The sequence below is a fragment of the Psychromonas sp. 14N.309.X.WAT.B.A12 genome (genome assembly GCF_030397575.1).
Lineage (GTDB): Bacteria > Pseudomonadota > Gammaproteobacteria > Enterobacterales > Psychromonadaceae > Psychromonas.
Genome location: NZ_JAPNXS010000003.1, coordinates 255,000 through 278,677 on the forward strand (window position 1 = coordinate 255,000; position 23,678 = coordinate 278,677).

The following is a 23,678-nucleotide window of genomic DNA, read 5'->3' on the forward strand; positions in this document are numbered from 1 at the left end:
TCTTTAAAAAATGACATTCAATAATGTCATCTCTATTGTTTTTAGTGCTTACCTCTATAGTGTAATGACAAATAATTGCTTGTATAAAGAAATTGTAGTGATTGCTGGTGTGTTGTTATAGCTATTAACATTATTTATTGGGTTTTTATTAAGCTTTATTTGTTAGTATTCAATATTTGCTGAGTTCAAAAGTAGTTCATCAAGTATTAATTAATTAAATAACGTTGAGCGATGAAATTTATTCCTACTTAACCCTTTCTCTTAACAAGAAATCAATTTAGTAAAAATACAAGATATTTTGTTTGCAGGTTTCTAAAACTATCCTATAGTTAATTTTACTGATGATATTTTTATCAAATAATGACATGAGATGAATGCATTTGTGTTTTTACCTTAATTTGATAATATGATTGGGATTATATATAAGAGACTACCCAAGTAGTCCGCAAATAAAACAAAAATCGCCTGTCCATTGGAACTGGCACATATATTATAAATTTAAAATGGGTACTATTATGTTAGAAAAAAGCTTAGTTGTGGGTGAATTCCACATTGATACGAGTCAAAATAGTTTGATTCATGGCAATCGTAAAGTTTACTTAGGTCCTTTACGTACATCTCTTTTACATTTCTTATGCAAAAATGTTAACTCAGTTGTTACACGTGAAGACTTAGCGCAACATGTGTGGGGGCGTTTAGTAACTGACCACACAATTAACCAACATATTTCTCAATTACGTAAAAGTGTAGGTACATTAAGTCTACACGGTCTTAATATTTCTACTATTCCAAAACGTGGCTACATTGCACGTATGGAAGGTTTAACAGTTTCTGATAATACTGTGTCACCAATGACGCAAGGTGAAACTACTGCAAATGCAATAACAAGTATGAAAGTACTGATTGTTGAAGGTGCTGCTGAAGGTCGTATTCAATTAATCGAACAATTAGAAGCATTAAATGTTTCTTATGTTGAAGGCGTTGCTACTACATTAGAAGCAGAGCGTTCTATTGCACTACAAGACTTTGATCTTATTATCGTTGATGCATTACTACCTGAATACTCAGGTCTAGAGTTAATTAAATCAATTCGTACAGGTCAAACTTCAGCTTCTGCCGATATCAGTATCTTAAACTCTCATCATGACGTTCAACGTGAGCTATTAGGTCTAAACAGCTTATTAGATGTTCAAGGTTTATTGTTAAAACCTTTTGAGTCAAACCGTTTGAAACAGATGTTAATGGTCGCTAGCAAGTCAAACGTGGTATTAAAACCACAAGCAGCTTATGAACTAGTACCAACTAATGTTGTATCTGCTGAATTTAAAGTAGCTGTTAATAGTTAATCTAACGCTTAACCTTAACGCAACGACACTGACCCTTACTAACTAGTAAGGGTTTTTTTATGCCTTTTTTTGCTGATAATCAGTAAAATAGTTCTCTCAGTTATTTTGGTTAGTATTATACTTCAGTCATTAATTGAGTGCAGAGAGTGACAGTATGGAATTTGATTTTAAAAAAGACTATTTTAGCGGTAAAGCAACCGTTAAATTGTCAATGGGACATGAAGCCTTCGGTACTTGGCTAGAGCAGGAGGGCCAGGAAAAGCAGTGGGTGGAAGCATTATTAGTCGTCATCTCTGATTTACAACAACAAAAAATCTCTGAATATAAGCTGACTGGTGATGAGTTCGCTCTTTACCTAACGACAGAAGAGGCAAGTATTAGTAATCATAGTTTACATATGCATGGATCTGATTTAGATGAAGCGAATGATTTAAACTTTTATGATCAAGAGATTGAAGCTGAGTGTGGATTGGAAGACTTTTTAAATTTATTGGAATCTTGGTTGGAATTTATTTAATTGGTAAATAACCTTGTTGTTAATCCTATAACGACAATTTGTATAAGTCGTTATAGGTTTTAGATTTAAATAAGAGGACTTGAACTAGTGGCGTAATACTAAGGTCGCCATACCTAGGAATGAAAACAAGCCAATCACATCGGTCACGGTTGTTAGTGCCATACCGCCAGCCAAGGCGGGGTCAATTTTATATTTGTGCATTAACAATGGAATACAAACCCCTGCAATACCTGCAATGGACAAATTAATAAACATTGCCCCGGCAATAATATAGCCTACTTGCATATCGCCTTTCCAAAGCACCACGGCAGTCGCCACTAAAATAGCCCAGATCATGCCATTTAATAGCCCAATCGCGGCTTCTTTGCCGATTAACCAACGTGTATTACTACTACTAATATGGCCAACAGCAATACCTCGTATAACCAGCGCTAAAGTTTGGTTACCTGCGATACCACCCATGCTCGGTACTATGGTCATTAATACGGCTAAGGTAGCAACTTGTTCTAATGTCGCTTCAAACATATTAGAAACAGAGGCAGCAATAAATGCGGCCATTAAGTTAACGGATAACCAGACAGTTCGACGTTTTGCACTGGGTAAAATAGGGGCAAAGGTATCTTCATCGTCATCCATACCTGCCATACCCATCATCGAATGCTCAGCATTTTCACGGATAATATCAACAATATCATCAATGGTGATACGACCGAGCAGTTGCCTGTCATTATCAATTACTGGAGCTGAAATCCAATCATGTCGTTCAAACAGCTTGGCTATTTCATTTTCTTCCATTAATGCCTGAAGTGGTTCAGTATCATGATTCATGACATCAGCAATTAGTGAGTTCGGCTCTTCGGTAAGTAGTGTTGATAGTGAAACATCACCCAGTAACTTATTATCTGTGTCTACAACATATAGCGCATCGGTTGTATCAGGCAGTGAGCCTTTTAGACGTAAATAACGAAGCACTACCTCAATGGTCACATCTGGGCGCACTGTGGTGGTGTCGGTATTCATGATTGAGCCGGCAGTATCTTCTGGATAGGCTAATGCTAATTCAACACGTTGTCTATCTTGTGTGTCCATTTGCTCCAAAACAGCGCGGTAAACGCTATCTGGTATACCACGCAATACATAGGCCAGGCCATCAGTTTCCATCCCCTCTGTTGCTGCTACGAGGTTGTCTGTGCCCATGAGGTTGATAATACCATCTTTAGCATCTTCATTTAGTTCTTCTAGGATTTCACCGTGTTGGTCATGGTCGGTTAGATTCCATAGTACTTTACGGTAACCAGGCGGAGATGATTCTAAAAGAAAGGCAACATCGCAGGCTGGCATTTTATCTAAAATACTGCGTGCTAAAACAAACATACCACTTTCAAGGGCTTTTTTTACTTCTTGAAGTCGTAGCTGGGTATTATCGACTTTAGTGTTTTCCAGCATACCAACTCCTATAATTATTCTTCTTCTAAAAATTTATTTTCGATTAATTCGGTTACCGCTTGCATTGCTTCTTGAGCTTGCGTGCCACTTGCTTCGATTTCAATCTCTTGTCCAAAACAGGTCTCTAGTACAAGTAATCCTAACACACTACCGGCATCGGCTTTTTTGCCATTGTGTGTAATGGTGATTTGAGCGTCAAATGCATTGACAAGTTCAACTAATTTGATGGTTGCGCGTGTATGTAACCCTAATTTGTTTTTTATTGTAATTGTTTGCTTAATGATATCCAATCGGAACTACTCCTTTAAACATTTGTGTTCTATCTGTACCTGATATTTATGCTTGAAACGCGCCGCTATTTGTTCAGTGACGTATACTGAACGGTGTTTTCCGCCAGTACAGCCAATTGCGACTGTGACATAATTACGGTTGTTCTGCTCTAAGTGTGGCAACCAATTTAAAAACAGGTTTTCTATATTGGTAATCGTCTCTTTGACAATCGGAAAGGTGCTTAAATAATCTTGAATGATCTTATCTTTACCTGAAAAAGCTTTTAACTCTTTTTCCCAATATGGATTAGGTAAAAAGCGCACGTCAAACATATAGTCAGCGTCTTCTGGGTGAGCATATTTAAAGCCAAAAGATTGGAAAATAATAAGCAAGTTACTTTTTGTTGAACCCTGTAAATAGATTTTGAGGTGTTCATTTAAGTTATGTACTGATAATGAAGTGGTATCAATAGAAAAAGCAGCCATCGATTTTAATGGCAGTAACATCTCATTTTCTAGTTCTAATGCTTGGGATAAAGAGAATTTCTTTTTTGAAAGAGGGTGCAAGCGTCGAGTTTCGCTATAACGCCTAATTAATTCACTGGTTAATGCATCAATATAGATGATTTCCAATTCCACTTTCTTTTGAAGAGAGGCGATCAGTTGTTGTATCTGCTCAACTTTGGTTGGCATGTTACGGACATCTAAGCTCACAGCAACTTTATTGTCTTTAGGGTCTAAAGTATCAATAAGTTGCTCGAGTAGTTGATAAGGTACACCGTCAACGCAGTTATAACCTAAGTCTTCGAGAACATGAAGTGCAATTGTTTTTCCTGAGCCTGAGCGACCACTAATAACAATTAACTTCATACTTTCTCCTGTCTTTCTATAGTGTTAGTAATTCAAATAATTCTTGGGAATTTCCCGCACTGCGTAACTGACGTAAGAATTGTTTGTCTAATAACTTTTGGCTAATTTCTGATAGCGCCGAAAGGTATTCTTTACAAAGGTCTTCAGGTACAAAGATAGCGAATAATATATCCACTTTATTACCGTCATATGAATCGTAATCGATACCTGTTTCACATTGCAAAAAAACAGCCGTAGCAGGTAGCTCACTAGAAATTTTGACATGTGGAATAGCAATCCCAGACCCAACACCTGTTGACCCAATTTTTTCTCGTGCAATTAAGCTTTCAAACAATTCTTGGGCATCTAAATCGAGCTCCTTTGCTGCGATAAGGCTGATTTTTTCTAGAGCGCCTTTTTTGCTTGTGCAAGTAGTGTTACAGAATACCGATTGTTGATTTAATAGAGTAGATATTTTCATAATAATAGTTAACTGTATTTAATGGACGCGCGAGTTTATCAGGTTAGCATTAAATGACTATAGTTAATCCTTATTTATTTGCATTACTTCTTAGTTCAAAGTAATTGTTTACGTTGATTAGAAGGCGGAATTCCTAAGGATTCACGGTATTTAGCAATAGTACGTCTTGCTACCTTAATACCTTTTTCTTCCAACAACTGGGTGATTTTATTGTCGCTTAATGGTTTAGTTGTGGTTTCAGCTGAAACCAACTTTTTAATTAAAGCGCGAATAGCGGTTGATGAACATTCACCGCCTCCATTAGTAGCAACATGGCTAGAAAAGAAAAATTTCAGTTCATATATACCACGTGGAGTATGCATAAACTTTTGTGTTGTAACACGTGAAATAGTGGATTCATGCATTTCTACTTCAAATGCGACATCGTTTAATACCATTGGCTTCATGGACTCATCGCCATATTCAAAAAAGGCTTGTTGCTGTTGTACAATACAATTAGCCACTTTTAATAAGGTATCGTTACGATTTTCTAAGCTTTTAATAAACCACTTAGCTTCTTGTAAGTGGCCTTTGATAAACTGAGAGTCAGTTTTACTAATGTTACCTGAGCACATACTCGCGTATTGCTGGTTAATTGATAAATTAGGATCACAATCTTGATTTAGGGATACACGCCATTGCCCATTGATCTTTTTAACGTACACATCGGGAACAATATACTGCGTTTCGCTGGTTTCTACTCGGTTACCAGGGCGAGGCTCTAAGCTTTGAATTAAACGCATTATTTCAGCAAGTTGAGCTTCTTTTAGCTTACTTTTTCTGGCTAAAGTTCGGTAATCTCTATTACCTAATAGATCCATGTATTGCTCAAGGATTTGAATTGCTTCATTACGCCAAGGAGTCGTTTCTGGTAGTTGGCGTAATTGTATTTGTAAACATTCTTGGGTGGTACGTGCCGCAACCCCTAGTGGATCAAAGTGTTGAATGCGTTTAAGTACCACCTCTACTTCATCTAGTTCTAATTCTTCTAAATCTGTTTGTAAACTCTCTAAGATACTCTCACAGTCGGTGGTCAAGTAGCCTGATTCATCGATAGAGTCAATAATCGCCATCGCGATTATTTGGTCGGTATCTGTAAAAGGTGTTAATTGCATTTGCCACAACAGATGGTCTTGTAGAGAGGTTGATGACTCGCCTTGATAAAGTGTATTTTCTCCCTCATAGGCAACGGCATTAGAAGTCGTTCCTGTGATTGGGGTGGAGTTATAAGATTCCTCCCACTCTTTTTCTGCAGGGAGATCATCAGAGAACTCTTGTTGAGTAATCGCTTCAGTAGTATCTAATACGCTGCTATCGGCTTCTTTAACCGTATCTTCTGACCCAGTTTGATCATCTTGTTCGAGAAGAGGGTTAGAGTCCAAAGCATTCTGAATCTCTTGTTGTAGATCTAATGTTGAAAGCTGCAATAGTTTTATTGCTTGTTGTAATTGAGGGGTCATCGCTAATTGCTGACCCATTTTCAATTGTAAACCCTGTTTCATCAAAACATATCTTCCTGAACGTGTGGCAATAACTTAAAGTTTAAACTCTTCACCTAGATAAACGCGTTTTACATGATCGTTTGCAAGAATTTCATCTTGTGTACCTACAGCAATAATTTCCCCATGGCTTACTATATAGGAATGCTCACAAACATCTAACGTTTCTCTTACATTATGGTCAGTGATTAATACACCTAAACCACGATCTCGTAATTGCTGAATAATATTTTTTATATCAATTACTGAAATCGGGTCAACCCCTGCAAAAGGTTCATCCAGTAGAATAAATTTGGGCTCGGTTGCTAGTGCGCGTGCTATTTCTACACGGCGTCGCTCTCCACCCGATAAACTCATTCCTTTGTTATCACGAATATGAGTAATATGAAACTCTTCCAATAGTGTATTGAGCTTCTCATCGCGTTGCTTTTGCGTTAATTCTTTACGGGTTTGTAGAATACCCATAATGTTTTCTGTCACGGTTAAACGTCGAAAAATAGATGCTTCTTGTGGCAGGTAGCCAATGCCTTTTTGTGCACGAATATGCATTGGGTTACTAGAAATATCTTCGTCATCAATGACGATGCTACCTTGGTCTTGTTTCACTAAACCAACGACCATATAAAAAGAGGTGGTTTTACCTGCACCATTAGGGCCTAGTAAACCTACTATTTCACCGGTTTTTACTGTTAAACCAACACCATTTACTACAGTTCGGCCTTTATAACTTTTAACTAACCCCGTTGCGCGTAACTCTGCCATAGTTATTTGTTGCCTGTGTTTGAAGTTGAGTTAGTGTCTTTAGATTTTTCAAATTGAGCAGGTAAAAAGATGGTTTTTACACGCTCTTTTTTATTTTGGTCTGTACTAACATTAAGCTCTTGTGTTGCTAAGAAATACTCAATCTCAGCACCATTAACTTGGCTATCCAATTGCTTCACTTGTGCATTTTTAGTTAAGGTTATTTTACCTTTAGCCACATCATAGGTAATTTTTTTAGCTTCAGCATCCAATGGTTTTCCATCATCTTGAATTTGATGGAAAACAGAGGTATTACCTTCAGCAATCATTAATTCATGATTAGGTTTTTCACCTCGGATCACGGTTAATTTATCTGCTGTGATTTTAATCGAACCTTGAGTTAGTAATACTTCATCAGTAAAAATAATAGTATTGGTTTTCAAACTCGCATGCTGCTTAACTGAAGAAACATGGATAGGTTGGTTATAATCAGACTCTAATGCAATCACATTGGCATTAAACAATGAAATGCTCAGTAAGCATGCTAATTTATTTAGGTTCATTAAAGTACACCGCTTTTATATTCGAATTAAGTTTCATCTCTTCAGCTTCTATAGACGTCCACATTCCTACACCTTCATGTTTAAGTTGTGGCCCTGTCCAAGTTACTTTTAAATCACTGGTGATCACTTTAGTATCCAGCATTATCGTTGCTTGTGCAGTAGACATAGTCTGCACCATTTGATCTTCTGTTATATTTTTAATAAATACATTGCCAGATAACAATAGGTTATTCTTCTCTTTCAACGTGCCCTTTATACTGGTTAGTTGCCAGATACTGACCACACTGGTTTCTTGATCTTTATGGTAGATAACAACTTTAGGATGTTCAAATAAGGTCGTATCATCCTCTGGATAGTTAGTTGCTTTATCAGCAAATACACGATAATCATTAAAACCAGTTTGGTCGTAATGATTACTTTGCAAGTTATCGGCAATATAGCTTGGGTGATGATCTGGTAATGCAGGATACTCTGTATCCGTTGAGAAATAGACCCATACCGCACAAGCGATAAACAGGACAATAAAAGGGATGCTTTGACGTTTGTTCATTTATTCGCTTTTACCTTGTGTCATAGAAAGTTGTCCATGACATTGTAAAAATAGATCACAAATTTCGCGAACAGCCCCAAACCCACCTTTTATAGTAGTGATTAAATCTGCTTTTTGTAATACCAGTGGGTGTGCGTCATTTACTGCAATACCTAACCCTGCCAGTTGTATGACAGGAAGATCTACCACATCGTCACCGATATAAGCTGTTTGCTCAGCTGTTAAATTCAATTGAGTCAACAAGTCTTTATAAACGCTTAACTTGTCATCTTTACCTTGATAAATATGCTTAACGCCTAAGGCATTCATTCTGGTGCTAACAATGTTAGATTGGCGACCTGTAATAATAGCGACTTCAATACCTTGTTGCATAATCGCTTTAAGCCCAAAGCCATCTTTTGTATGAAATGCTTTTAGCTCTTCGCCGTCATTTCCCAGGTAAATGCGGCCATCAGAAAAAACACCATCAACATCGCATACAAAAAGTTTTATTTTTTGTGCGCGTTGAAAATTATCTTGGCTGATTTTTCCATAGGGGGTATCTATCATGTATCGACTCTTTTTTTAAATACAGCAAATCTATTATCAAAATATCAAAGTCCGCAAAGGATCGCGAGCATTGTTTATTGTTATCAATTTATGAAATCAAAATATGTGCCAATCATAACAAGACTGTTTCATATTACATAGATTAAACCGTATTAATGTTACTATTAATGTCATCCTCTAGAAACTTACAGCGATATACTTTGTCTGTAATAATGAAATAAGGTGATTGGACCTCCTAAGTTTCGCTTATTTCTGAATTTATAGGTAAAATCCAACTCAAACCGTTACTTATCTCGATTCTGACTGATTAAGTCCTTTAAGTGATTTATTAATCAGACTAAACTTTCTTTTTCTTAGAGAAAAGGTATTTATGTCAACACAACATATTGTAATTAATCAACTTAGTTTTAAGCGACAACAAAAAATCATATTTGATAATATAGATATGCAGTTTGAACAAGGCAAAATCACAGCCGTATTAGGGCCAAGTGGTATTGGTAAAACGACGTTGTTAAAATTGATTGGTGGTCAAATTCCTGCTAACAGCGGAGAAGTACTGTTCAATGGCATATCAATTCATGACTGTTCTGAAAAAGCGTTATATCAAGCTCGTAAAAAAATGGGCATGCTATTTCAAAGTGGCGCATTGTTTAATGACTTAACTGTCTTCGAAAATGTTGCTTTTCCTCTGAGGGAACATACTCAATTAGATGAAAAGTTGTTAACTACTTTAGTATTAATGAAACTTCATGCGGTAGGTCTGCGCGGTGCAAAGGATCTTTATCCATCACAATTATCTGGTGGTATGGCAAGACGAGTTGCATTGGCTCGCGCTATTGCACTTGATCCCGAAGTGGTAATGTATGATGAGCCTTTTACGGGCCAAGATCCTATATCAATGAATGTATTATTAAAGTTAGTAAAGCAACTCAATGACACGTTAGGCTTAACCTCTATTATTGTTTCTCATGATGTAAACGAGGTCTTGTCAATCGCGGATAATGTTTATGTTTTTGCGGATCAAAAAATCATTGCGCAAGGCTCTGTAGAAGAGGTGTTAGCACAAAAGGACAATGCATTGTTGCAACAATTTCTCGAGGGGGCTGTTCAAGGTCCTGTGCCTTTTCATCTGCCTGCAAGTGATTACTTAGTAGATTTACAAGAGGCCAATCGATAATGAGTTCATTTTTACAAGCGATTGGGGCTTACACATTACAGTTAATTCAACGTGCAGGTAAGTCTGCATTAATGTTTTACCGTACTTTATTTACCAAGCCTCACCCTAAATTATTTCAGCTTACTGTTGCTCAGATATTTCATCTAGGCATTTTATCTTTACCGATCATTGTTACCGCGGGTCTGTTTATTGGTATGGTGCTGAGTTTACAAGGCTATTATGTATTAGTTGATTATGCGGCTGAAGAAAGTTTAGGCAGTATGGTCGCTTTATCACTTTTACGTGAACTTGGGCCGGTAGTTGCTGCCTTATTGTTTGCCGGAAGAGCAGGATCTGCTTTGACTGCTGAAATTGGCCTAATGCAAAGTACAGAGCAAATAGCGAGCATGGAAATGATGGCGGTTTCGCCATTGAAACGTGTTATTGCACCACGCCTGATTGCTGGCATCATTGCCTTACCTTTATTAACACTGCTATTTAATGTCGTAGCAATATGGGGTGGCTATTTAATAGGCGTAAGTTGGATGGGCATAGATGGCGGCGCCTTTTGGTCTGTGATGGAAGGTAGTGTTAATTTCATTCCTGATGTTGGCAATGGTATGATCAAAAGTCTTATCTTTGCGTTAATTGTTACTTGGGTTGCTTTATATAATGGTTTCCACACTGTGCCAAATGCACAGGGAATTAGTAGAGCAACAACAAAAACTGTAGTACTAGCTTCGTTACTTGTTTTAGGAATGGACTTTTTACTGACTGTTATTATGTTTGGGGGCTAGAATGTCACAGAAAAAATTAGAAATTTGGGTTGGTTTATTTGTTGTTGCTGCTATTGCCGCATTTGCTATTTTGTCTTTCAGTGTTGCTGGGTTGTCTTTCAAAGGGGAAGGCAATAGTTATACGCTTGAAGCTAACTTTAGTAATGTGGGGGGGTTAAAACCACGTGCGCCAGTTAAATTAGGTGGTGTAGTCGTAGGGCGAGTTGAATCTATCTCTTTGGATAAAGATACTTATACGCCTTTAGTTAAGTTATCTATGTATGAAAATCAAGGTTACTTCCCTGAAACATCATCACTCGCAATCCTTACTTCGGGTCTACTGGGTGAACAATATATTGGTATTAAACCTGGGTTTGTGGACGATGGCATTGAGATGCTAGGCGATGGTGATGCGATTGAAGATACAAAATCAGCATTAGTATTAGAAGACCTGATTGGTCAGTTTATCTACTCTATTAATAAGGACGACTAACATGCGTTTATTTATTTCTATTATTGCCCTGTTATATACACTTTCGTTTTCTGCATTTGCTGCAGACACTGATGGCGGGTTAACTGATCCAAACCAAACATTAAAAACATTATCTAAGCAAACTTTTGCACGCTTAGAGAGTGAGAGAAGTAAATTAGCTGAGCAGCCTGAATACATTAAGGTGATCATTAATGAAGAGTTATTGCCTTATTTTGATTACAAATATGCAGCTTATAGTGTCGTTGGTGCAAATTTAAAAAATACAACGGCAGAGCAACGTGAAAACTTTGTTAATGCGTTCCGTACTTACTTAATTAATGCTTACGGCCATATATTAATTAAATATGATCAACAGACCTTAACAATACTCGATAATAATAACTTTAAGGGTAAGAAAATAGTCAGTATTCCTGTTAGAATGCGCGACAATAATGGACAAGTAACACAATTAAGCTTCAAGTTGCGTAAAAACAAAAAAACGGGCGAGTGGAAAGTGTTTGATGTGATTGCTGAAGGTATCAGTATGTTAGATACCAAAAGAACAGAATTTGGTTCTTTAATTCAGAAACAAGGTATCGATGAAGTGATTAAATTACTTCTAGAAAAAAATGATGAGTTTGAATCATGAGTAGTCACTTTTTATTTGACCGAGAATTATTACTTGCTGGTTTAAGCAAGCAAGTTTATCCCGAGATAAATACGTACCAGAGCGTAACGCATCTTGATTTATCACAGTTAGATAATATTGACTCGGCAGGTGTTGCTTATTTAGTGCAAATTAAAACCCAATACCCAGCAATTTTAATGATTAATGCATCAGCTAAATTATTTGTGTTAGCTGAGCTTTACGGTGTTGAAAACCTTTTTGAAAAATAGTGGTTGTATATGAATACAGAAATAATTAAAGAAAAATTAGAAAAAGCCCTTACATTAGATGTTTGTATTGTTAAAGGTGAAAGTGGCACTTTTCAAGTGATTGCTGTAAGCGAGATGTTTATCGATATGAGTCGCGTTAAAAAGCAACAAACAATTTATGCTCATTTATCTGAAGAGATTGCGAGTAATGCAATCCACGCGTTAACGATTAAAGCGTTAACGCCAGATGAGTGGCAAAAACAAAAACATTTTATTTAGTTCGTTAATAGGGATTTTCATGGGTCAATTTATTATTCAAGGTGGCTGCCAACTGAATGGCGAGGTTACTATTTCTGGGGCAAAAAATGCCGCACTACCAATCTTATTTGCTACTTTATTATCTGAAGGGGACATTAATTTAAGCAATGTTCCACTATTAAAAGATATTTCGACCACGCTTGAGTTATTACAAGAGCTGGGCGCGACAGCAAGTCAAGATAAGCACCTAGTACACATTAACGCAAAAGATGTTAAAAATTATACTGCTTCTTACGAGTTAGTAAGAAGTATGCGTGCTTCTATTTTAGCGCTAGGCCCACTAGTTGCTCGTTTTGGAGAAGCTGATATATCATTGCCTGGTGGTTGTGCTATTGGTGCTCGTCCAGTGAATTTACATATTCATGGTTTAGAGCAAATGGGCGCGACGATCAAAGTTGAAGATGGTTTTATCAAAGCACGTGTAGATGGTCGCCTAAAAGGTTGCCATTTATATATGGACCTAGTGAGTGTAACTGGTACAGGTAACTTAATGATGGCAGCATCATTAGCAGAAGGCGTTACTACCATTGAGAATGCCGCAAAAGAGCCTGAAATAGTGGATCTTGCGAATTTTATTAACGGTATGGGTGGTAAAATCACTGGTGCTGGCACTGATACTATTATTATTGAAGGCGTTGAAAAGTTGGGAGATTGTGCTTATCAAGTACAACCTGACCGTATCGAAACAGGTACTTTCTTAGTGGCTGGTGTTGTGAGTGGCGGTAAAGTACGTTGTGTGAAAACAGACCCATTATTATTAACTGCAGTATTATCTAAATTAGAAGAAGCTGGCGCATTAGTGACTACCGGTGAAGATTGGATTGAAGTTGATATGACTGGTCGTACTTTAAAATCAGTAAACATAACAACAGCACCACACCCAGCTTTCCCAACTGATATGCAAGCTCAATTTACCTTATTGAATACAGTGGCGCCAGGTACTGGTCGTATTAAAGAGAATATCTTTGAAAACCGCTTTATGCATGTCCCTGAATTGATTCGTATGGGCGCTAACATTGAGTTAGACGGCAACTTAGCGATTTGTGGGGATAATGACAAATTAAGTGGCGCAACTGTGATGGCGACAGATTTACGAGCTTCTGCGAGCCTGGTTATTGCTGGTTTGATTGCTCTGGGCGAAACGACAGTTGATGAGATTTATCACATTGACCGTGGTTATGAAGCGATTGAAGATAAGTTAATTCCACTGGGTGCAAAAATGCGTCGTGTAGAAAGCTAATACTAAATAGCCTTATTATCTAAAAAGAAAGCTTCGGCTTTCTTTTTTGTTTTGAAATAGATTATTAAATAAACCTAACTATTGTTGTAACTCACCGATACGGACATTTAATACGTGTTCTTTACCTTGCCTGATAATAGTGATTTCCGTTTCTGTTCCTGGTTTTATTTTAGCTATCTTATCCATGGTTAGAATCAAGTTGACGGCATCTTTATTGTCGATTTTTAAGATAATATCATTTTTCAACATCCCCGCTTTTTGTGCCGGACCTCCTTCTGTAATTTTCTTTACTATAATGCTGTTTTTAGCTTCTAAACCCCATAAACGTGCGACTAGGGGATCTAGGTTTTCAGCCTCAATTCCTAAAGAGCCTCGAATCACTCGGCCGTCTTTAATAATGCCTTGCATTACATGGCTGGCTAAACGGTAAGGGATGGCAAAGCTAATACCATAAGTTACATTACTATTGCCGGTATAAAATTCCGAAGTATTAATACCTACAAGTTCTCCTCGGCTGTTAATTAAAGCACCACCAGAGTTACCTTCATTAATTGCTGCATCGGTCTGAATAAAGTCTTGTCGTCCAGTACTACTCATTCCGCCACGACCAGTCGCACTGATCACGCCTTGAGTGATAGTTTGTCCTAAATTGTAAGGATTACCTATGGCTAATACCACATCGCCTATTTCAGGGGAGTACTCTGCATTTTGTGGCATAACAGGTAAGTTCTCTCCGTCTATTTGTAAAACCGCTAAGTCAGTGATCACATCACTACCAATAATATTAGCAGTAAATAAACGGCCGTCTTGCAAGGCGATGAGAATCTGGTCAGCTTGTGCAATAACGTGGTGGTTAGTTAAAATATAGCCTTTTGCATCGAGTATGATACCCGAACCTAACCCTGTTGGTTGTAGTTGTTGTTTAGTTCCTAAACTAGAATCGATATATTGTTGTGAATAGATATTTACAACAGAAGGAGCGGATTTTTTGACAGCGTCAGAATAGCTGATGATATTAGGCAACTGATCATCTTGATTAGTAAAATGCTTTAATATGGTTGGACTATAAATAATTACAGCCGCAAGAAACAATCCCCATAAAATAGGTTTCAAGAGATAGTTTGAATAATGCTTTAGTTTCATAACTTTTATTTATTCATAGCCAATACAAAAAATGGAGGTTTAGTATATAGAAAACTTTAGGCAGGCGAAAAATACTTTTTGATTTAATGCGGTAGCACAATAAAAAACATCGCCTAGAGGCGATGTTTTGAAAGGTAAATTAAAGACTAGTAATTGATAAGCATTAAAACTAGTCTCTAAGGTTAGTCTATTAAGCGATAACGTGTACTGATGAAGTATTTGTTACACCTGAATCAACTAGTGCACCAGCAACCATTACTACTTTGTCACCAGCGACAACCAAACCTTGCTCTTTCGCTAACTCCATACCTAATTTGTAGAAGCTTTCCATTGAGTCTTGTTGCTCAATCACTTTAGCAGAAACACCTTTAGTTAATGCTAATTGTTGACGAGTTTTAGCATTGCTTGTTAGCGCTAAAATAGGCGTAGATGGGAAGTATTTACGTAATGAACGAGCAGACTTACCAGCACTTGTAGCAACAATGATTAACTTCGCACCTAATTGCTCAGCATTTTTAACTGCACCGCTACAGATAGCTTCAGTGATACGTAGATCAGTTTCTTTCTCGTCTAGTTTTGGAGGAAGAATGCTGTCAGTACGTGAACAGATAGTCGCCATGATATCTACTGCTTCTGCTGGGTATTTACCTTTAGCAGACTCACCAGAAAGCATTACTGCATCTGTACCATCAATGATTGCATTTGCTACGTCGCCCGCTTCTGCACGAGTTGGACGTGGATTTTTGATCATAGAATCAAGCATTTGTGTTGCAGTGATAACTGGTTTACGCGCTTTATTTGCTTTTTCGATCATCATTTTTTGTGCAAAGATTACTTCTTCAACTGCGATTTCAACGCCTAAGTCACCACGTGCAACCATGATTGCATCTGAAACAGCTAGGATTTCATCGAAGTTATCAACACCTTCTTGGTTTTCAATTTTAGAGATAATTTGGATGTTTTCTCCACCGTTAGCTTTCAGCAGTTCACGGATCTCTAAAACGTCTTCTTTCTTACGGATAAATGAAGCTGCGATGAAATCAACATCTTGCTCACAACCAAAGATTAAATCGCCTTTATCTTTTGTAGATAAAGCAGGCAGTTGAACTTTAACACCTGGTAAGTTAACACCTTTGTTCTCGCCTAGCTCACCTGTATTGATAACAGTACAAACAACGTTAGTATCAGTGATGCTTTTAACCGTCATTTCGATTAAGCCATCATCTAGTAGTACTGTGTTACCTACAACAAGGTCTTTAGTTAGATCTTCGTATGTAACAGCAACGATTGTGTTATTACCAACAATTGTTTGGTCTGTAGAAAGAGTGAACTCCTGACCAGCCGTTAGTAGAACATCGTTACCATTTTCTAATTTTACTGTACGTATTTCAGGACCTTTAGTATCTAAAAGAACAGCTACATTTTTGCCTGTTTCTTCGCATACTTCACGGATACGTGTAATACGAGTACCGTGTTCTACAAAATCGCCATGAGAGAAGTTAAGACGCATAACGTTCATACCGTTCTCAACTAGTTTTGCTAACATTTCTTTAGATTCTGATTTTGGGCCTATCGTACATACAATTTTTGTTTTTCTCACCGTCTTTTCTCCAAGAGTGATTGTGCTTTTTTACTTACTTTTATTTACTGTTTCTATTCAAAATTATTGTTTTAATTATGTCGCATATTTTACAAGAATTTATTGAAGAAAAAATTATTTATAATCAATAAAGGTCTATTAAGTGCATGTTTATGTAAATTTATTACATTTTTTTGTGATCTTAGTTAATAATTATATATATTGGACGATTATTTCGCATAATATTCAGGGCTGTTACCATTTTTGAATCTGCCAATGCTTCGATAAGTTGTTGTTGGTTTTTCACTTGAGTACGATTTACTGCAATAATCACATCGTCTTTGAGTAAACCTAAGCGTTCAGCTTCAGATGCTTTTTCAACATTAACCACATTCACACCGGCAGTGACTTGTCCTTCATCTGCATCTTTTAATGTTGCACCTTCGAAAATGATAGCAGGTGCTTTAGCTTGTAGATTATCGCCTTCGCCGCCTAAGATAACAGTAAGTGTTTTAACTTCATCCTTTTGTATCACTTTTAATGATATTTCCTTGCCGGCACTGAGAGAGCCAATTTTAGCGCGTAATGCGGCAAAGGATTTGATATTCGCCCCGTTAATCGCGGTGATCACATCACCTGCTTTTAGGCCTGCTTTATCCGCAGCAGAGTCTGGTGTTACTTGGTAAATAAATGCACCATAATTTACATCCAGTCCAATGCTTTGAGCAAGGTCTGGTGTGACTTCTCCACCTTTAATTCCAAGTATTCCTCGGCGTATTTCACCAAACTCTAGTAATTGCTGCATCAGGTTTTTAACCATGTTTGCTGGAATGGCAAACGCGATCCCTATATTACCGCCATTAGGGCCTAAAATAGCTGTATTAATTCCGATTAACTCTCCTTTTAAATTAATCAAGGCTCCGCCAGAGTTACCGCTGTTAATGGCAGCATCTGTTTGTATATAGTTTTCTAAGTTTTGTAAGTTCAAACCACTGCGGCCTAACGCGCTAACAATGCCTGAAGTAACTGTTTGTCCTAAACCAAAAGGGTTACCGATGGCAATGGTAAAATCACCGACTTGCAATTTATCGGAGTTAGCAAATGTCATGGCAACTAAAGGTTGTTTACTGTCTATCTGTAAGAGTGCAATATCACTTTGAATATCTTGTCCTACTACTTTAGCTTGGTACTGATGCCCTGAAATCAATTTAATGAGGATGCTATTAGCATTTTTTATCACATGGTAATTAGTGATGATATAACCTTGTTCAGCATCCACAATAACCCCTGAGCCTAATCCTGAAAAAGGTTGGGTAGGAGCATTTGGTTCTAAAAACTTCAACAGATCTTGTGCATCTTTAGTTAGGATCTTACTTGCTCCCGATACTGAAATATCTACAACAGCAGGGCTCACTTTTTTAATCAAAGGGGCAAGACTAGGGACGTTGTTACCGTCGACAGTGAGTGGTAATGCTGCGTAATTAAAGGTACTTGTACAAAGCATGATAATAAGTAGAATAAATCGAAGAGGCATATTCATTGTAGTTCCTTACTCTTTAACCATGAACAATAATGGGCTTAAAAAGTTAACTATAAAAGAATATTGGTAACAGAGCAAAGCAACGACCTTTCGTGTATGGCTAAAAAATAGAGTTTAATTAAAGCTAATTTCGCGAGATATCCCGCAAAACTTATGAAACATAGTAAATGGGGCTATATAAAAGCCCTTTAAATATGCTATACAAAGGTTAATTTTACTGAATCATTAAGACATTATTGTGACACCAATTGCTCGATACCAAGAAGATTTATTAAAACCAACGTTTTTTGCTGATTCGGCACAACTACAAGCGATCACCATGTTGCAACGTTTGTATGATGAGCTATTGAACAAAGAAGTCACTCCTGCAGTGAAAACTTCTTTACTACAGCGTTTATTTAAATCCACGAATGATACAGCTAAACATATTAAAGGTTTGTATTTTTACGGCGGAGTAGGGCGAGGCAAAACCTACCTAGTTGATCTATTTTACGACAGCATCGAAAGCCCTCGTAAAAAACGCCTACATTTCCATCACTTCATGTTGCAAGTTCATAAAAAACTCACACAACTGCAAGGTCAAGTTAATCCATTAAAAGAGATTGCAAAACAGTTTGCTAGTGAAACGGATATTATCTGTTTTGACGAGTTTTTTGTTGAAGATATTACCGATGCTATGATTTTAGCAGGTATGTTTGAAGCTTTGTTTTCAGAGGGGGTTATTTTAGTAGCGACCTCTAATATCCATCCTGAATACCTATATCGTAATGGTTTACAACGAGCACGTTTTCTTCCTGCAATAGAGCTTATCAAAACTAATTGTGAAATCTTTAATCTAGATGGCGGTGTGGATTACCGATTAGGGCGTTTAATTGAAGCGGAAGTATATCATTACCCTCTAACCAGAGAGGCGGATAAACAAATTAAAAGTAGTTTTGAAACCTTTGCGAGTGGCAAGAAACACTATAACGCTGTTATTAAAATTAATGATCGTCCTTTAACGACCATTGCAAAAAGTCATGATACCTTGAGTATTGAATTTACAGAGTTATGTGATGGCCCACGTAGTGTCCACGATTATATTGAATTAGCTATTTTATATCGTACTGTCTTAGTTTCAAATATCCCACAGATGAACGACCAACATAATGATATCACTCGACGTTTTATTGCCATGGTGGATGAGTTTTACGATCGTAATGTGGTATTAATTATGTCGGCAGAAGTGAAGGTCATTGAGCTTTATAAAGGCACTCGCTTAGCTTTTGAGTTCCAACGTTGTGTTTCACGTTTATTAGAGATGCAAAGTAAAGCGTATTTGAGTAAAGCTCATCATCTAGATATTTAATCGCAAAATTAATCACTTACATTACCTGTTTGGTTATTGAACAATTTGTTAAGAATGACCAATTTATCACTTGTGAAAAACTTGTTCATAAATATGCAATAAACAGGTGATCTCCAGTGTACTTTTCTATACAATATGGCCGCCCACGTTATCCACCTCCCCTATTTTATGGTGGATCTGTTTACGCTAGACGTATTCGAAGGGATACGAAAAGGCGAAAAAATACATTTTAGATTACAAATTTGTAGTCTTACTTTTTTTAAATCATTAATTTGGGTATAACTTAATGAAAACTTTTGTTGCAAAACCAGCTGAAGTAAAACGCGACTGGTTCGTAGTTGACGCTGAAGGTAAAACACTAGGTCGTTTAGCTACTGAAATCGCTTTACGTTTACGCGGTAAACATAAAGCTGAATACACTCCGCACGTTGATACTGGCGATTACATTATCGTTATCAACGCAGAGAAAGTTGCTGTAACAGGCAATAAAGCTAAAGGTAAAATTTACTACCACCACACAGGTTTCATCGGTGGCATTAAAGCAATTAGCTTTGAAGACTTAATCGTACGTGCTCCTGAGCGTGTTATTGAAAAAGCTGTAAATGGTATGCTTCCACGTGGTCCACTAGGCCGCGCAATGTACCGTAAATTGAAAGTTTATGCTGGTTCTGAGCATCAACATTCTGCACAGCAACCACAAGTTTTAGACATCTAATAGGAATATAAAACAATGGCAAATCAATACTACGGCACAGGTCGTCGCAAAAGCTCTACAGCTCGTGTGTTTTTAAAAGCAGGTAGTGGTCAAATCACTATCAACAAACGTAACCTAGATGAATACTTCGGTCGTGAAACTGCATGTATGGTTGTTCGTCAACCATTAGTGTTAGTAGACGCTGCTGAAAAATTCGACCTAAACATCACTGTTAAAGGTGGTGGTACTACTGGTCAATCTGGTGCAATCCGTTTAGGCATCACTCGTGCATTAATGCAGTTTGATGAAACACTACGTTCTGAATTACGTGGTGCTGGCTTCGTTACACGTGATGCTCGTAAAGTTGAACGTAAGAAAGTCGGTTTACATAAAGCACGTAAACGTCCACAGTTCTCTAAACGTTAATATCGTTTCACGAACTGCAAAAAAGCCCAGTTTATACTGGGCTTTTTTTTTACTTGTTTTTTAACAAGCTGCACTTTAAGGTTAGTATACAAATCCCATTAGGAGAAGATCATGTTGAACGAAACCATGGTTCAAAAATTAAACGAACAAATTAATTTAGAGTTTTACTCTTCAAACTTGTATTTACAAATGAGCGCATGGTGTGAAGATCAAGGCTATGAAGGGGCTGCTACTATGTTACGCACTCATGCAACAGAAGAGATGGAGCACATGAACCGCTTATTCACTTATGTGAGTGAAACAGGTGCATTGCCAATTTTAGGCTCTATCGATGCTCCTCCTTTTGAATTTAAGTCTTTAAAAGAAGTATTTGAAGAAACTTATAAACATGAATGTCTTATTACTAAAGAGATTAATGAGTTAACGCACGTTGCTTTCTCTACGCATGATTATTCAACATTTAACTTCTTACAATGGTATGTTGCAGAGCAGCACGAAGAAGAGAAATTATTTAAAGGTATTTTAGATAAGATTTCTTTAGTGGGTGAAGATGGAAAAGCATTATATTGGATTGATAAAGATTTAGCTGAAATCGCAAAAACAGGCGCGACATCTATCATGGATAATAACGCGTAAGTTATTCAGACCACCTAATCTACATTTAAAAATCGATATTGATAAAGCATGGTATATAAGCCATGCTTTTTATCTATCTCATCGGATGAGTATGACCAACCACCATCTAATCTGGTATACTTCTTAGTCTACTCAGAGAATCAAATAAAATCTAAATGCTAAAACTAAGAACTACAAGTTATTGTTTCTAAAATAATCTTACTTGCACTGAGTTACTTATTTAAGAATGTATATTGGCGCGATATTTATTGATCGTCAAGGGCTTCTTTTTTATTTCTCGGCAATGGTGTCACTGTGATGTCATTGCCGTTTGTGTTTTTTAAACACTCAATTTTAACTACTAGGGGTATTCCATGGCTGTAGCTGTAAATAAACGTTCTGTAATGACGTTGTTCTCAGGACCATCTGATTTATATAGTCACCAAACACGTATCGTGTTGGCTGAAAAAGGCGTTAACGTTGACATTACTTATGTTGACCACGAAAACCCATCTGAAGAGTTAGCTGAAATAACACCAAATAACGACTTACCAACATTGGTAGACCGTGAATTAGTGTTATATAACTCACGTATCATCATGGAATATCTAGATGAGCGTTTCCCTCATCCACCACTAATGCCTGTTTACCCAGTTGAACGAGCAAAAAGCCGTTCTTTAATGCAGCGTATTGAGAATGAATGGTACCCATTAGTACCAGTTATCTTATCTGGCGATACTGCAAAAGCTGAAGCAGCACGTGCGACATTACGTTCAAAAATTCTTGAAGTAGCACCAGTATTTGATCACTTTGCCTACTTCATGTCGGAAGAGTTCACGATTGTTGATTGCTACATGGCACCATTATTATGGCGTTTACCGGAATTAAAAATTGATCTAGGCTATGATAATGTTACAGGTCTTAAAAGTTACATGGTTAAGATCTTTGAACGAGAGTCGTTTCAAGCATCAATGACTGAAACTGAACGTGAAATCCGTGTTGGTGGTTAATCTTTAGATTTTGTAGGTATTTAAAATGTCGGATATGTTAATACAACGCCCTTATTTAATGCGTGCTTTCTATGACTGGATAGTTGATAGTGAATGTACGCCTCATGTAATTGTTGATGCAACAAAACCCCATGTTGATGTACCGCAGCAGTTTGTTGAAAATGGGAAAATAGTACTGAATATAGCACCACGTTCAGTATTAGATTTTTCATTAGATGATAGTGCCTTATCGTTTAATGCACGTTTTTCAGGCCAACCAACACAGGTTTATGTACCTTTATATGCAATTGAAGGTATCTATGCGCGTGAAAATGGTGCGGGTACTATTTTTCCTGAAGAACCTGCTTATAATGATTTAGAGTTTGGCATTGAAGCTGTTGATAGTGAAGTAGAAGAAAAGCCTAAAAGTTCAGGTAAAAAACCTACGTTAACTGTTGTTAAGTAAATCTATAAGATGCTAACGTTAAATAAAAACCGAGCATTGCTCGGTTTTTTTATGCGTGATGAAAAAGCATAGAAAAATGACTTAGTCTTCTGCCAGAAAATTAACGAAAAGTTGTTAACTCTTTAATAGTTGTTCTCTTTATGCAACTTATAACGAAGAAATAAGTTATTTTAATAAGTAAAACAGATCTGTTAATGACTATAATTGATATTAATTCAGATTATGCTATTTCAACTAGTGGTGTTTCAGCAAAGTGTTTTTTAGCAAAAGCCACACGCTCTTCGACACTCATTTTCTCAGCGTCCTTGAGACTTTCAACTAATTTTAAACGCGGCAAAATACCTGTGCCATTAGCAATTTGAATTGCTAAACCAGGGCGAGCATTTAACTCTAACAGCATCGGCCCCAAATCCCTGTCTAATACCATATCAGTACCTAAATAACCCATACCTGACATTTCATAGCAACTAGCGGCTAAGTAAATTAAACGTTCCCATTTAGGAACATTAAGCAGTTTTAGCTCTTTATTTGTATCAGGGTGACGCTCAACGGGCATATCAAATTGTACGGCGTTAATCGCTTTACCAGTTCCAATATCAATACCGACGCCAACGGCTCCTTGATGAAGGTTCGCCTTACCATCGGAAGCTGCTGTTGATAAACGCATCATGGCCATCACAGGAAAGCCTTTAAAGACGATAACACGGACATCAGGCACACCTTCAAAGCTAAAACCATCAAAGGCACTATCAAATTGAATTAAGCCCTCTACAACGGCTACGTCAGCGCTACCACCAAGGCTAAATAGTCCAGCTAAGATATCTGTAACATGACGTTTAATATCAGCTAAGGTTTCTTCACTGCCATTGGGCTTGTAATAACGGCCATTTTCGATCTTAGTAATCACTAAGATACCTTTACCGCCACTGCCTTTGGCAGGCTTGATAACAAAGCCTGGTGTGTTTTCAATGAAGCTAGCTACTTTCTCAACTTCTGCTTGCATTGATATAACACCCAATAGCGCTGGGGTGGTGACGTTAGCTTCTCGGGCAATAATCTTAGTTTTTAATTTGTTATCAACCAAAGGGTATAGACGGCGTGGGTTATAACGACCAACGTAACCACTGTTACGCTGGTTCATACCCATAATACCTTTTTTTCTAAGTTTAAAAGGACTAGAGAAAAACATTG

General features: G+C 37.3%; 28 protein-coding genes. 15 read left to right on the forward strand and 13 right to left on the reverse strand.

Features of this window, described 5'->3' with window-relative positions; translation table 11 throughout:
- The first annotated feature begins 515 nt into the window (after positions 1-515).
- Both OW492_RS05995 and OW492_RS06000 read left to right on the forward strand, forming a co-directional pair.
- On the forward strand, positions 516-1,346 hold the full coding sequence (locus OW492_RS05995) for a winged helix-turn-helix domain-containing protein (protein WP_290039023.1): 831 nt from the start codon (positions 516-518) through the stop codon (positions 1,344-1,346).
- Between the two features lie 154 nt (positions 1,347-1,500).
- Entirely contained in the window at positions 1,501-1,863 is a 363-nt protein-coding gene (locus tag OW492_RS06000; protein ID WP_290039024.1) for a YacL family protein, read from the forward strand.
- Positions 1,864-1,947: 84 nt separating this feature from the next.
- Here OW492_RS06000 and mgtE read toward each other — a convergent pair whose 3' ends face one another.
- The 9 genes from mgtE to kdsC form a co-directional block, all read right to left on the reverse strand.
- Complete coding sequence (gene mgtE, locus OW492_RS06005; protein ID WP_290039025.1) at positions 1,948-3,309, reverse strand: magnesium transporter; 1,362 nt, start codon at positions 3,307-3,309, stop codon at positions 1,948-1,950.
- A 14-nt stretch (positions 3,310-3,323) separates the two neighbouring features.
- Positions 3,324-3,599: an HPr family phosphocarrier protein gene (locus tag OW492_RS06010; protein WP_290039026.1), complete on the reverse strand. Its 276-nt coding sequence runs from the start codon at positions 3,597-3,599 to the stop codon at positions 3,324-3,326.
- Positions 3,600-3,605: 6 nt separating this feature from the next.
- Positions 3,606-4,448 carry an RNase adapter RapZ gene (rapZ, locus tag OW492_RS06015; RefSeq protein WP_290039027.1) on the reverse strand — a complete coding sequence of 281 codons (843 nt, stop codon included), beginning with the start codon at positions 4,446-4,448 and terminating at the stop codon, positions 3,606-3,608.
- A 16-nt stretch (positions 4,449-4,464) separates the two neighbouring features.
- Positions 4,465-4,908: a PTS sugar transporter subunit IIA gene (locus tag OW492_RS06020; RefSeq protein ID WP_290039028.1), complete on the reverse strand. Its 444-nt coding sequence runs from the start codon at positions 4,906-4,908 to the stop codon at positions 4,465-4,467.
- Positions 4,909-5,003: 95 nt separating this feature from the next.
- Positions 5,004-6,449 (reverse strand): RNA polymerase factor sigma-54, encoded by a 1,446-nt coding sequence (locus tag OW492_RS06025; RefSeq protein WP_290039029.1) that lies wholly within the window; start codon positions 6,447-6,449, stop codon positions 5,004-5,006.
- A 33-nt stretch (positions 6,450-6,482) separates the two neighbouring features.
- Positions 6,483-7,214 carry an LPS export ABC transporter ATP-binding protein gene (gene lptB, locus OW492_RS06030; RefSeq protein WP_290039117.1) on the reverse strand — a complete coding sequence of 244 codons (732 nt, stop codon included), beginning with the start codon at positions 7,212-7,214 and terminating at the stop codon, positions 6,483-6,485.
- A complete protein-coding gene (lptA, locus tag OW492_RS06035) occupies positions 7,211-7,750 on the reverse strand; it encodes a lipopolysaccharide transport periplasmic protein LptA (protein WP_290039030.1) in 540 nt (179 codons plus the stop codon). Before lptA ends, lptB begins: the two co-directional genes overlap by 4 nt.
- On the reverse strand, positions 7,737-8,300 hold the full coding sequence (lptC, locus tag OW492_RS06040; RefSeq protein WP_290039031.1) for an LPS export ABC transporter periplasmic protein LptC: 564 nt from the start codon (positions 8,298-8,300) through the stop codon (positions 7,737-7,739). Before lptC ends, lptA begins: the two co-directional genes overlap by 14 nt.
- Positions 8,301-8,849, reverse strand: coding sequence for a 3-deoxy-manno-octulosonate-8-phosphatase KdsC (gene kdsC / locus OW492_RS06045; RefSeq protein WP_290039032.1), 549 nt, complete (start codon positions 8,847-8,849; stop codon positions 8,301-8,303). It lies immediately after the preceding gene.
- Positions 8,850-9,219: 370 nt separating this feature from the next.
- Here kdsC and OW492_RS06050 point away from each other — a divergent pair, with 370 nt between their 5' ends.
- Genes OW492_RS06050 through murA form a run of 7 tightly spaced genes read left to right on the forward strand, consistent with a single transcriptional unit; the run spans position 9,220 to position 13,687 of the window.
- Positions 9,220-10,026: an ATP-binding cassette domain-containing protein gene (locus tag OW492_RS06050; protein ID WP_290039033.1), complete on the forward strand. Its 807-nt coding sequence runs from the start codon at positions 9,220-9,222 to the stop codon at positions 10,024-10,026.
- The gene (mlaE, locus tag OW492_RS06055) at positions 10,026-10,802 is read left to right on the forward strand and encodes a lipid asymmetry maintenance ABC transporter permease subunit MlaE (RefSeq protein WP_290039034.1); all 777 of its coding nucleotides are present in this window, start codon (positions 10,026-10,028) and stop codon (positions 10,800-10,802) included. Before OW492_RS06050 ends, mlaE begins: the two co-directional genes overlap by 1 nt.
- Before the next feature lies 1 nt (position 10,803).
- Entirely contained in the window at positions 10,804-11,274 is a 471-nt protein-coding gene (gene mlaD, locus OW492_RS06060) for an outer membrane lipid asymmetry maintenance protein MlaD (RefSeq protein WP_290039035.1), read from the forward strand.
- Position 11,275: 1 nt separating this feature from the next.
- The gene (locus OW492_RS06065) at positions 11,276-11,902 is read left to right on the forward strand and encodes an ABC transporter substrate-binding protein (protein ID WP_290039036.1); all 627 of its coding nucleotides are present in this window, start codon (positions 11,276-11,278) and stop codon (positions 11,900-11,902) included.
- A complete protein-coding gene (locus tag OW492_RS06070; RefSeq protein ID WP_290039037.1) occupies positions 11,899-12,150 on the forward strand; it encodes a hypothetical protein in 252 nt (83 codons plus the stop codon). Before OW492_RS06065 ends, OW492_RS06070 begins: the two co-directional genes overlap by 4 nt.
- Before the next feature lie 9 nt (positions 12,151-12,159).
- On the forward strand, positions 12,160-12,408 hold the full coding sequence (locus OW492_RS06075; RefSeq protein WP_290039038.1) for a BolA/IbaG family iron-sulfur metabolism protein: 249 nt from the start codon (positions 12,160-12,162) through the stop codon (positions 12,406-12,408).
- Between the two features lie 19 nt (positions 12,409-12,427).
- A complete protein-coding gene (gene murA / locus OW492_RS06080; RefSeq protein ID WP_290039039.1) occupies positions 12,428-13,687 on the forward strand; it encodes a UDP-N-acetylglucosamine 1-carboxyvinyltransferase in 1,260 nt (419 codons plus the stop codon).
- 78 nt (positions 13,688-13,765) lie between these two features.
- Here the strand turns inward: murA and degS are convergent, their stop codons facing one another.
- From degS to OW492_RS06095, 3 genes are all read right to left on the reverse strand, one after another.
- Entirely contained in the window at positions 13,766-14,830 is a 1,065-nt protein-coding gene (gene degS / locus OW492_RS06085) for an outer membrane-stress sensor serine endopeptidase DegS (protein ID WP_290039040.1), read from the reverse strand.
- A gap of 190 nt (positions 14,831-15,020) precedes the next feature.
- On the reverse strand, positions 15,021-16,430 hold the full coding sequence (pykF, locus tag OW492_RS06090) for a pyruvate kinase PykF (protein WP_290039041.1): 1,410 nt from the start codon (positions 16,428-16,430) through the stop codon (positions 15,021-15,023).
- A 181-nt stretch (positions 16,431-16,611) separates the two neighbouring features.
- Positions 16,612-17,949 carry a Do family serine endopeptidase gene (locus tag OW492_RS06095; RefSeq protein WP_290039042.1) on the reverse strand — a complete coding sequence of 446 codons (1,338 nt, stop codon included), beginning with the start codon at positions 17,947-17,949 and terminating at the stop codon, positions 16,612-16,614.
- A 238-nt stretch (positions 17,950-18,187) separates the two neighbouring features.
- On the opposite strand from OW492_RS06095, the gene zapE reads away from it, so the two are divergent.
- The 6 genes from zapE to OW492_RS06125 all read left to right on the forward strand — a co-directional run bounded on the left by zapE (position 18,188) and on the right by OW492_RS06125 (position 22,487).
- Positions 18,188-19,297 carry a cell division protein ZapE gene (gene zapE, locus OW492_RS06100; protein ID WP_290039043.1) on the forward strand — a complete coding sequence of 370 codons (1,110 nt, stop codon included), beginning with the start codon at positions 18,188-18,190 and terminating at the stop codon, positions 19,295-19,297.
- A 286-nt stretch (positions 19,298-19,583) separates the two neighbouring features.
- Positions 19,584-20,012 carry a 50S ribosomal protein L13 gene (rplM, locus tag OW492_RS06105; RefSeq protein WP_290039044.1) on the forward strand — a complete coding sequence of 143 codons (429 nt, stop codon included), beginning with the start codon at positions 19,584-19,586 and terminating at the stop codon, positions 20,010-20,012.
- Positions 20,013-20,027: 15 nt separating this feature from the next.
- Positions 20,028-20,417 (forward strand): 30S ribosomal protein S9, encoded by a 390-nt coding sequence (gene rpsI / locus OW492_RS06110; RefSeq protein ID WP_113820310.1) that lies wholly within the window; start codon positions 20,028-20,030, stop codon positions 20,415-20,417.
- Between the two features lie 111 nt (positions 20,418-20,528).
- Positions 20,529-21,053: a non-heme ferritin gene (gene ftnA / locus OW492_RS06115; RefSeq protein WP_290039045.1), complete on the forward strand. Its 525-nt coding sequence runs from the start codon at positions 20,529-20,531 to the stop codon at positions 21,051-21,053.
- 353 nt (positions 21,054-21,406) lie between these two features.
- Positions 21,407-22,042: a stringent starvation protein SspA gene (sspA, locus tag OW492_RS06120; protein ID WP_290039046.1), complete on the forward strand. Its 636-nt coding sequence runs from the start codon at positions 21,407-21,409 to the stop codon at positions 22,040-22,042.
- Positions 22,043-22,076: 34 nt separating this feature from the next.
- Positions 22,077-22,487 (forward strand): ClpXP protease specificity-enhancing factor, encoded by a 411-nt coding sequence (locus OW492_RS06125; protein WP_290039118.1) that lies wholly within the window; start codon positions 22,077-22,079, stop codon positions 22,485-22,487.
- Between the two features lie 220 nt (positions 22,488-22,707).
- Here the strand turns inward: OW492_RS06125 and OW492_RS06130 are convergent, their stop codons facing one another.
- Positions 22,708-23,676, reverse strand: a complete 969-nt coding sequence (locus OW492_RS06130; RefSeq protein WP_290039047.1) for an alpha-L-glutamate ligase-like protein — start codon at positions 23,674-23,676, stop codon at positions 22,708-22,710.
- Positions 23,677-23,678 lie beyond the last annotated feature (2 nt).

Coding starts and splice junctions, on each gene's coding strand:
- OW492_RS05995 (WP_290039023.1), top strand. CDS start 516: ATGTTAGAAAAAAGCTTAGTTGTGGGTGAATTCCACATTGATACGAGT.
- OW492_RS06070 (WP_290039037.1), top strand. CDS start 11,899: ATGAGTAGTCACTTTTTATTTGACCGAGAATTATTACTTGCTGGTTTA.
- OW492_RS06125 (WP_290039118.1), top strand. CDS start 22,077: ATGTTAATACAACGCCCTTATTTAATGCGTGCTTTCTATGACTGGATA.
- murA (WP_290039039.1), top strand. CDS start 12,428: ATGGGTCAATTTATTATTCAAGGTGGCTGCCAACTGAATGGCGAGGTT.
- degS (WP_290039040.1), bottom strand. CDS start 14,830: ATGAAACTAAAGCATTATTCAAACTATCTCTTGAAACCTATTTTATGG.
- lptC (WP_290039031.1), bottom strand. CDS start 8,300: ATGAACAAACGTCAAAGCATCCCTTTTATTGTCCTGTTTATCGCTTGT.
- sspA (WP_290039046.1), top strand. CDS start 21,407: ATGGCTGTAGCTGTAAATAAACGTTCTGTAATGACGTTGTTCTCAGGA.
- mlaD (WP_290039035.1), top strand. CDS start 10,804: ATGTCACAGAAAAAATTAGAAATTTGGGTTGGTTTATTTGTTGTTGCT.
- mlaE (WP_290039034.1), top strand. CDS start 10,026: ATGAGTTCATTTTTACAAGCGATTGGGGCTTACACATTACAGTTAATT.
- OW492_RS06095 (WP_290039042.1), bottom strand. CDS start 17,949: ATGAATATGCCTCTTCGATTTATTCTACTTATTATCATGCTTTGTACA.
- kdsC (WP_290039032.1), bottom strand. CDS start 8,849: ATGATAGATACCCCCTATGGAAAAATCAGCCAAGATAATTTTCAACGC.
- mgtE (WP_290039025.1), bottom strand. CDS start 3,309: ATGCTGGAAAACACTAAAGTCGATAATACCCAGCTACGACTTCAAGAA.
- OW492_RS06075 (WP_290039038.1), top strand. CDS start 12,160: ATGAATACAGAAATAATTAAAGAAAAATTAGAAAAAGCCCTTACATTA.
- OW492_RS06065 (WP_290039036.1), top strand. CDS start 11,276: ATGCGTTTATTTATTTCTATTATTGCCCTGTTATATACACTTTCGTTT.
- rplM (WP_290039044.1), top strand. CDS start 19,584: ATGAAAACTTTTGTTGCAAAACCAGCTGAAGTAAAACGCGACTGGTTC.
- lptA (WP_290039030.1), bottom strand. CDS start 7,750: ATGAACCTAAATAAATTAGCATGCTTACTGAGCATTTCATTGTTTAAT.
- OW492_RS06130 (WP_290039047.1), bottom strand. CDS start 23,676: ATGTTTTTCTCTAGTCCTTTTAAACTTAGAAAAAAAGGTATTATGGGT.
- OW492_RS06020 (WP_290039028.1), bottom strand. CDS start 4,908: ATGAAAATATCTACTCTATTAAATCAACAATCGGTATTCTGTAACACT.
- OW492_RS06025 (WP_290039029.1), bottom strand. CDS start 6,449: ATGAAACAGGGTTTACAATTGAAAATGGGTCAGCAATTAGCGATGACC.
- OW492_RS06050 (WP_290039033.1), top strand. CDS start 9,220: ATGTCAACACAACATATTGTAATTAATCAACTTAGTTTTAAGCGACAA.
- OW492_RS06000 (WP_290039024.1), top strand. CDS start 1,501: ATGGAATTTGATTTTAAAAAAGACTATTTTAGCGGTAAAGCAACCGTT.
- rapZ (WP_290039027.1), bottom strand. CDS start 4,448: ATGAAGTTAATTGTTATTAGTGGTCGCTCAGGCTCAGGAAAAACAATT.
- ftnA (WP_290039045.1), top strand. CDS start 20,529: ATGTTGAACGAAACCATGGTTCAAAAATTAAACGAACAAATTAATTTA.
- rpsI (WP_113820310.1), top strand. CDS start 20,028: ATGGCAAATCAATACTACGGCACAGGTCGTCGCAAAAGCTCTACAGCT.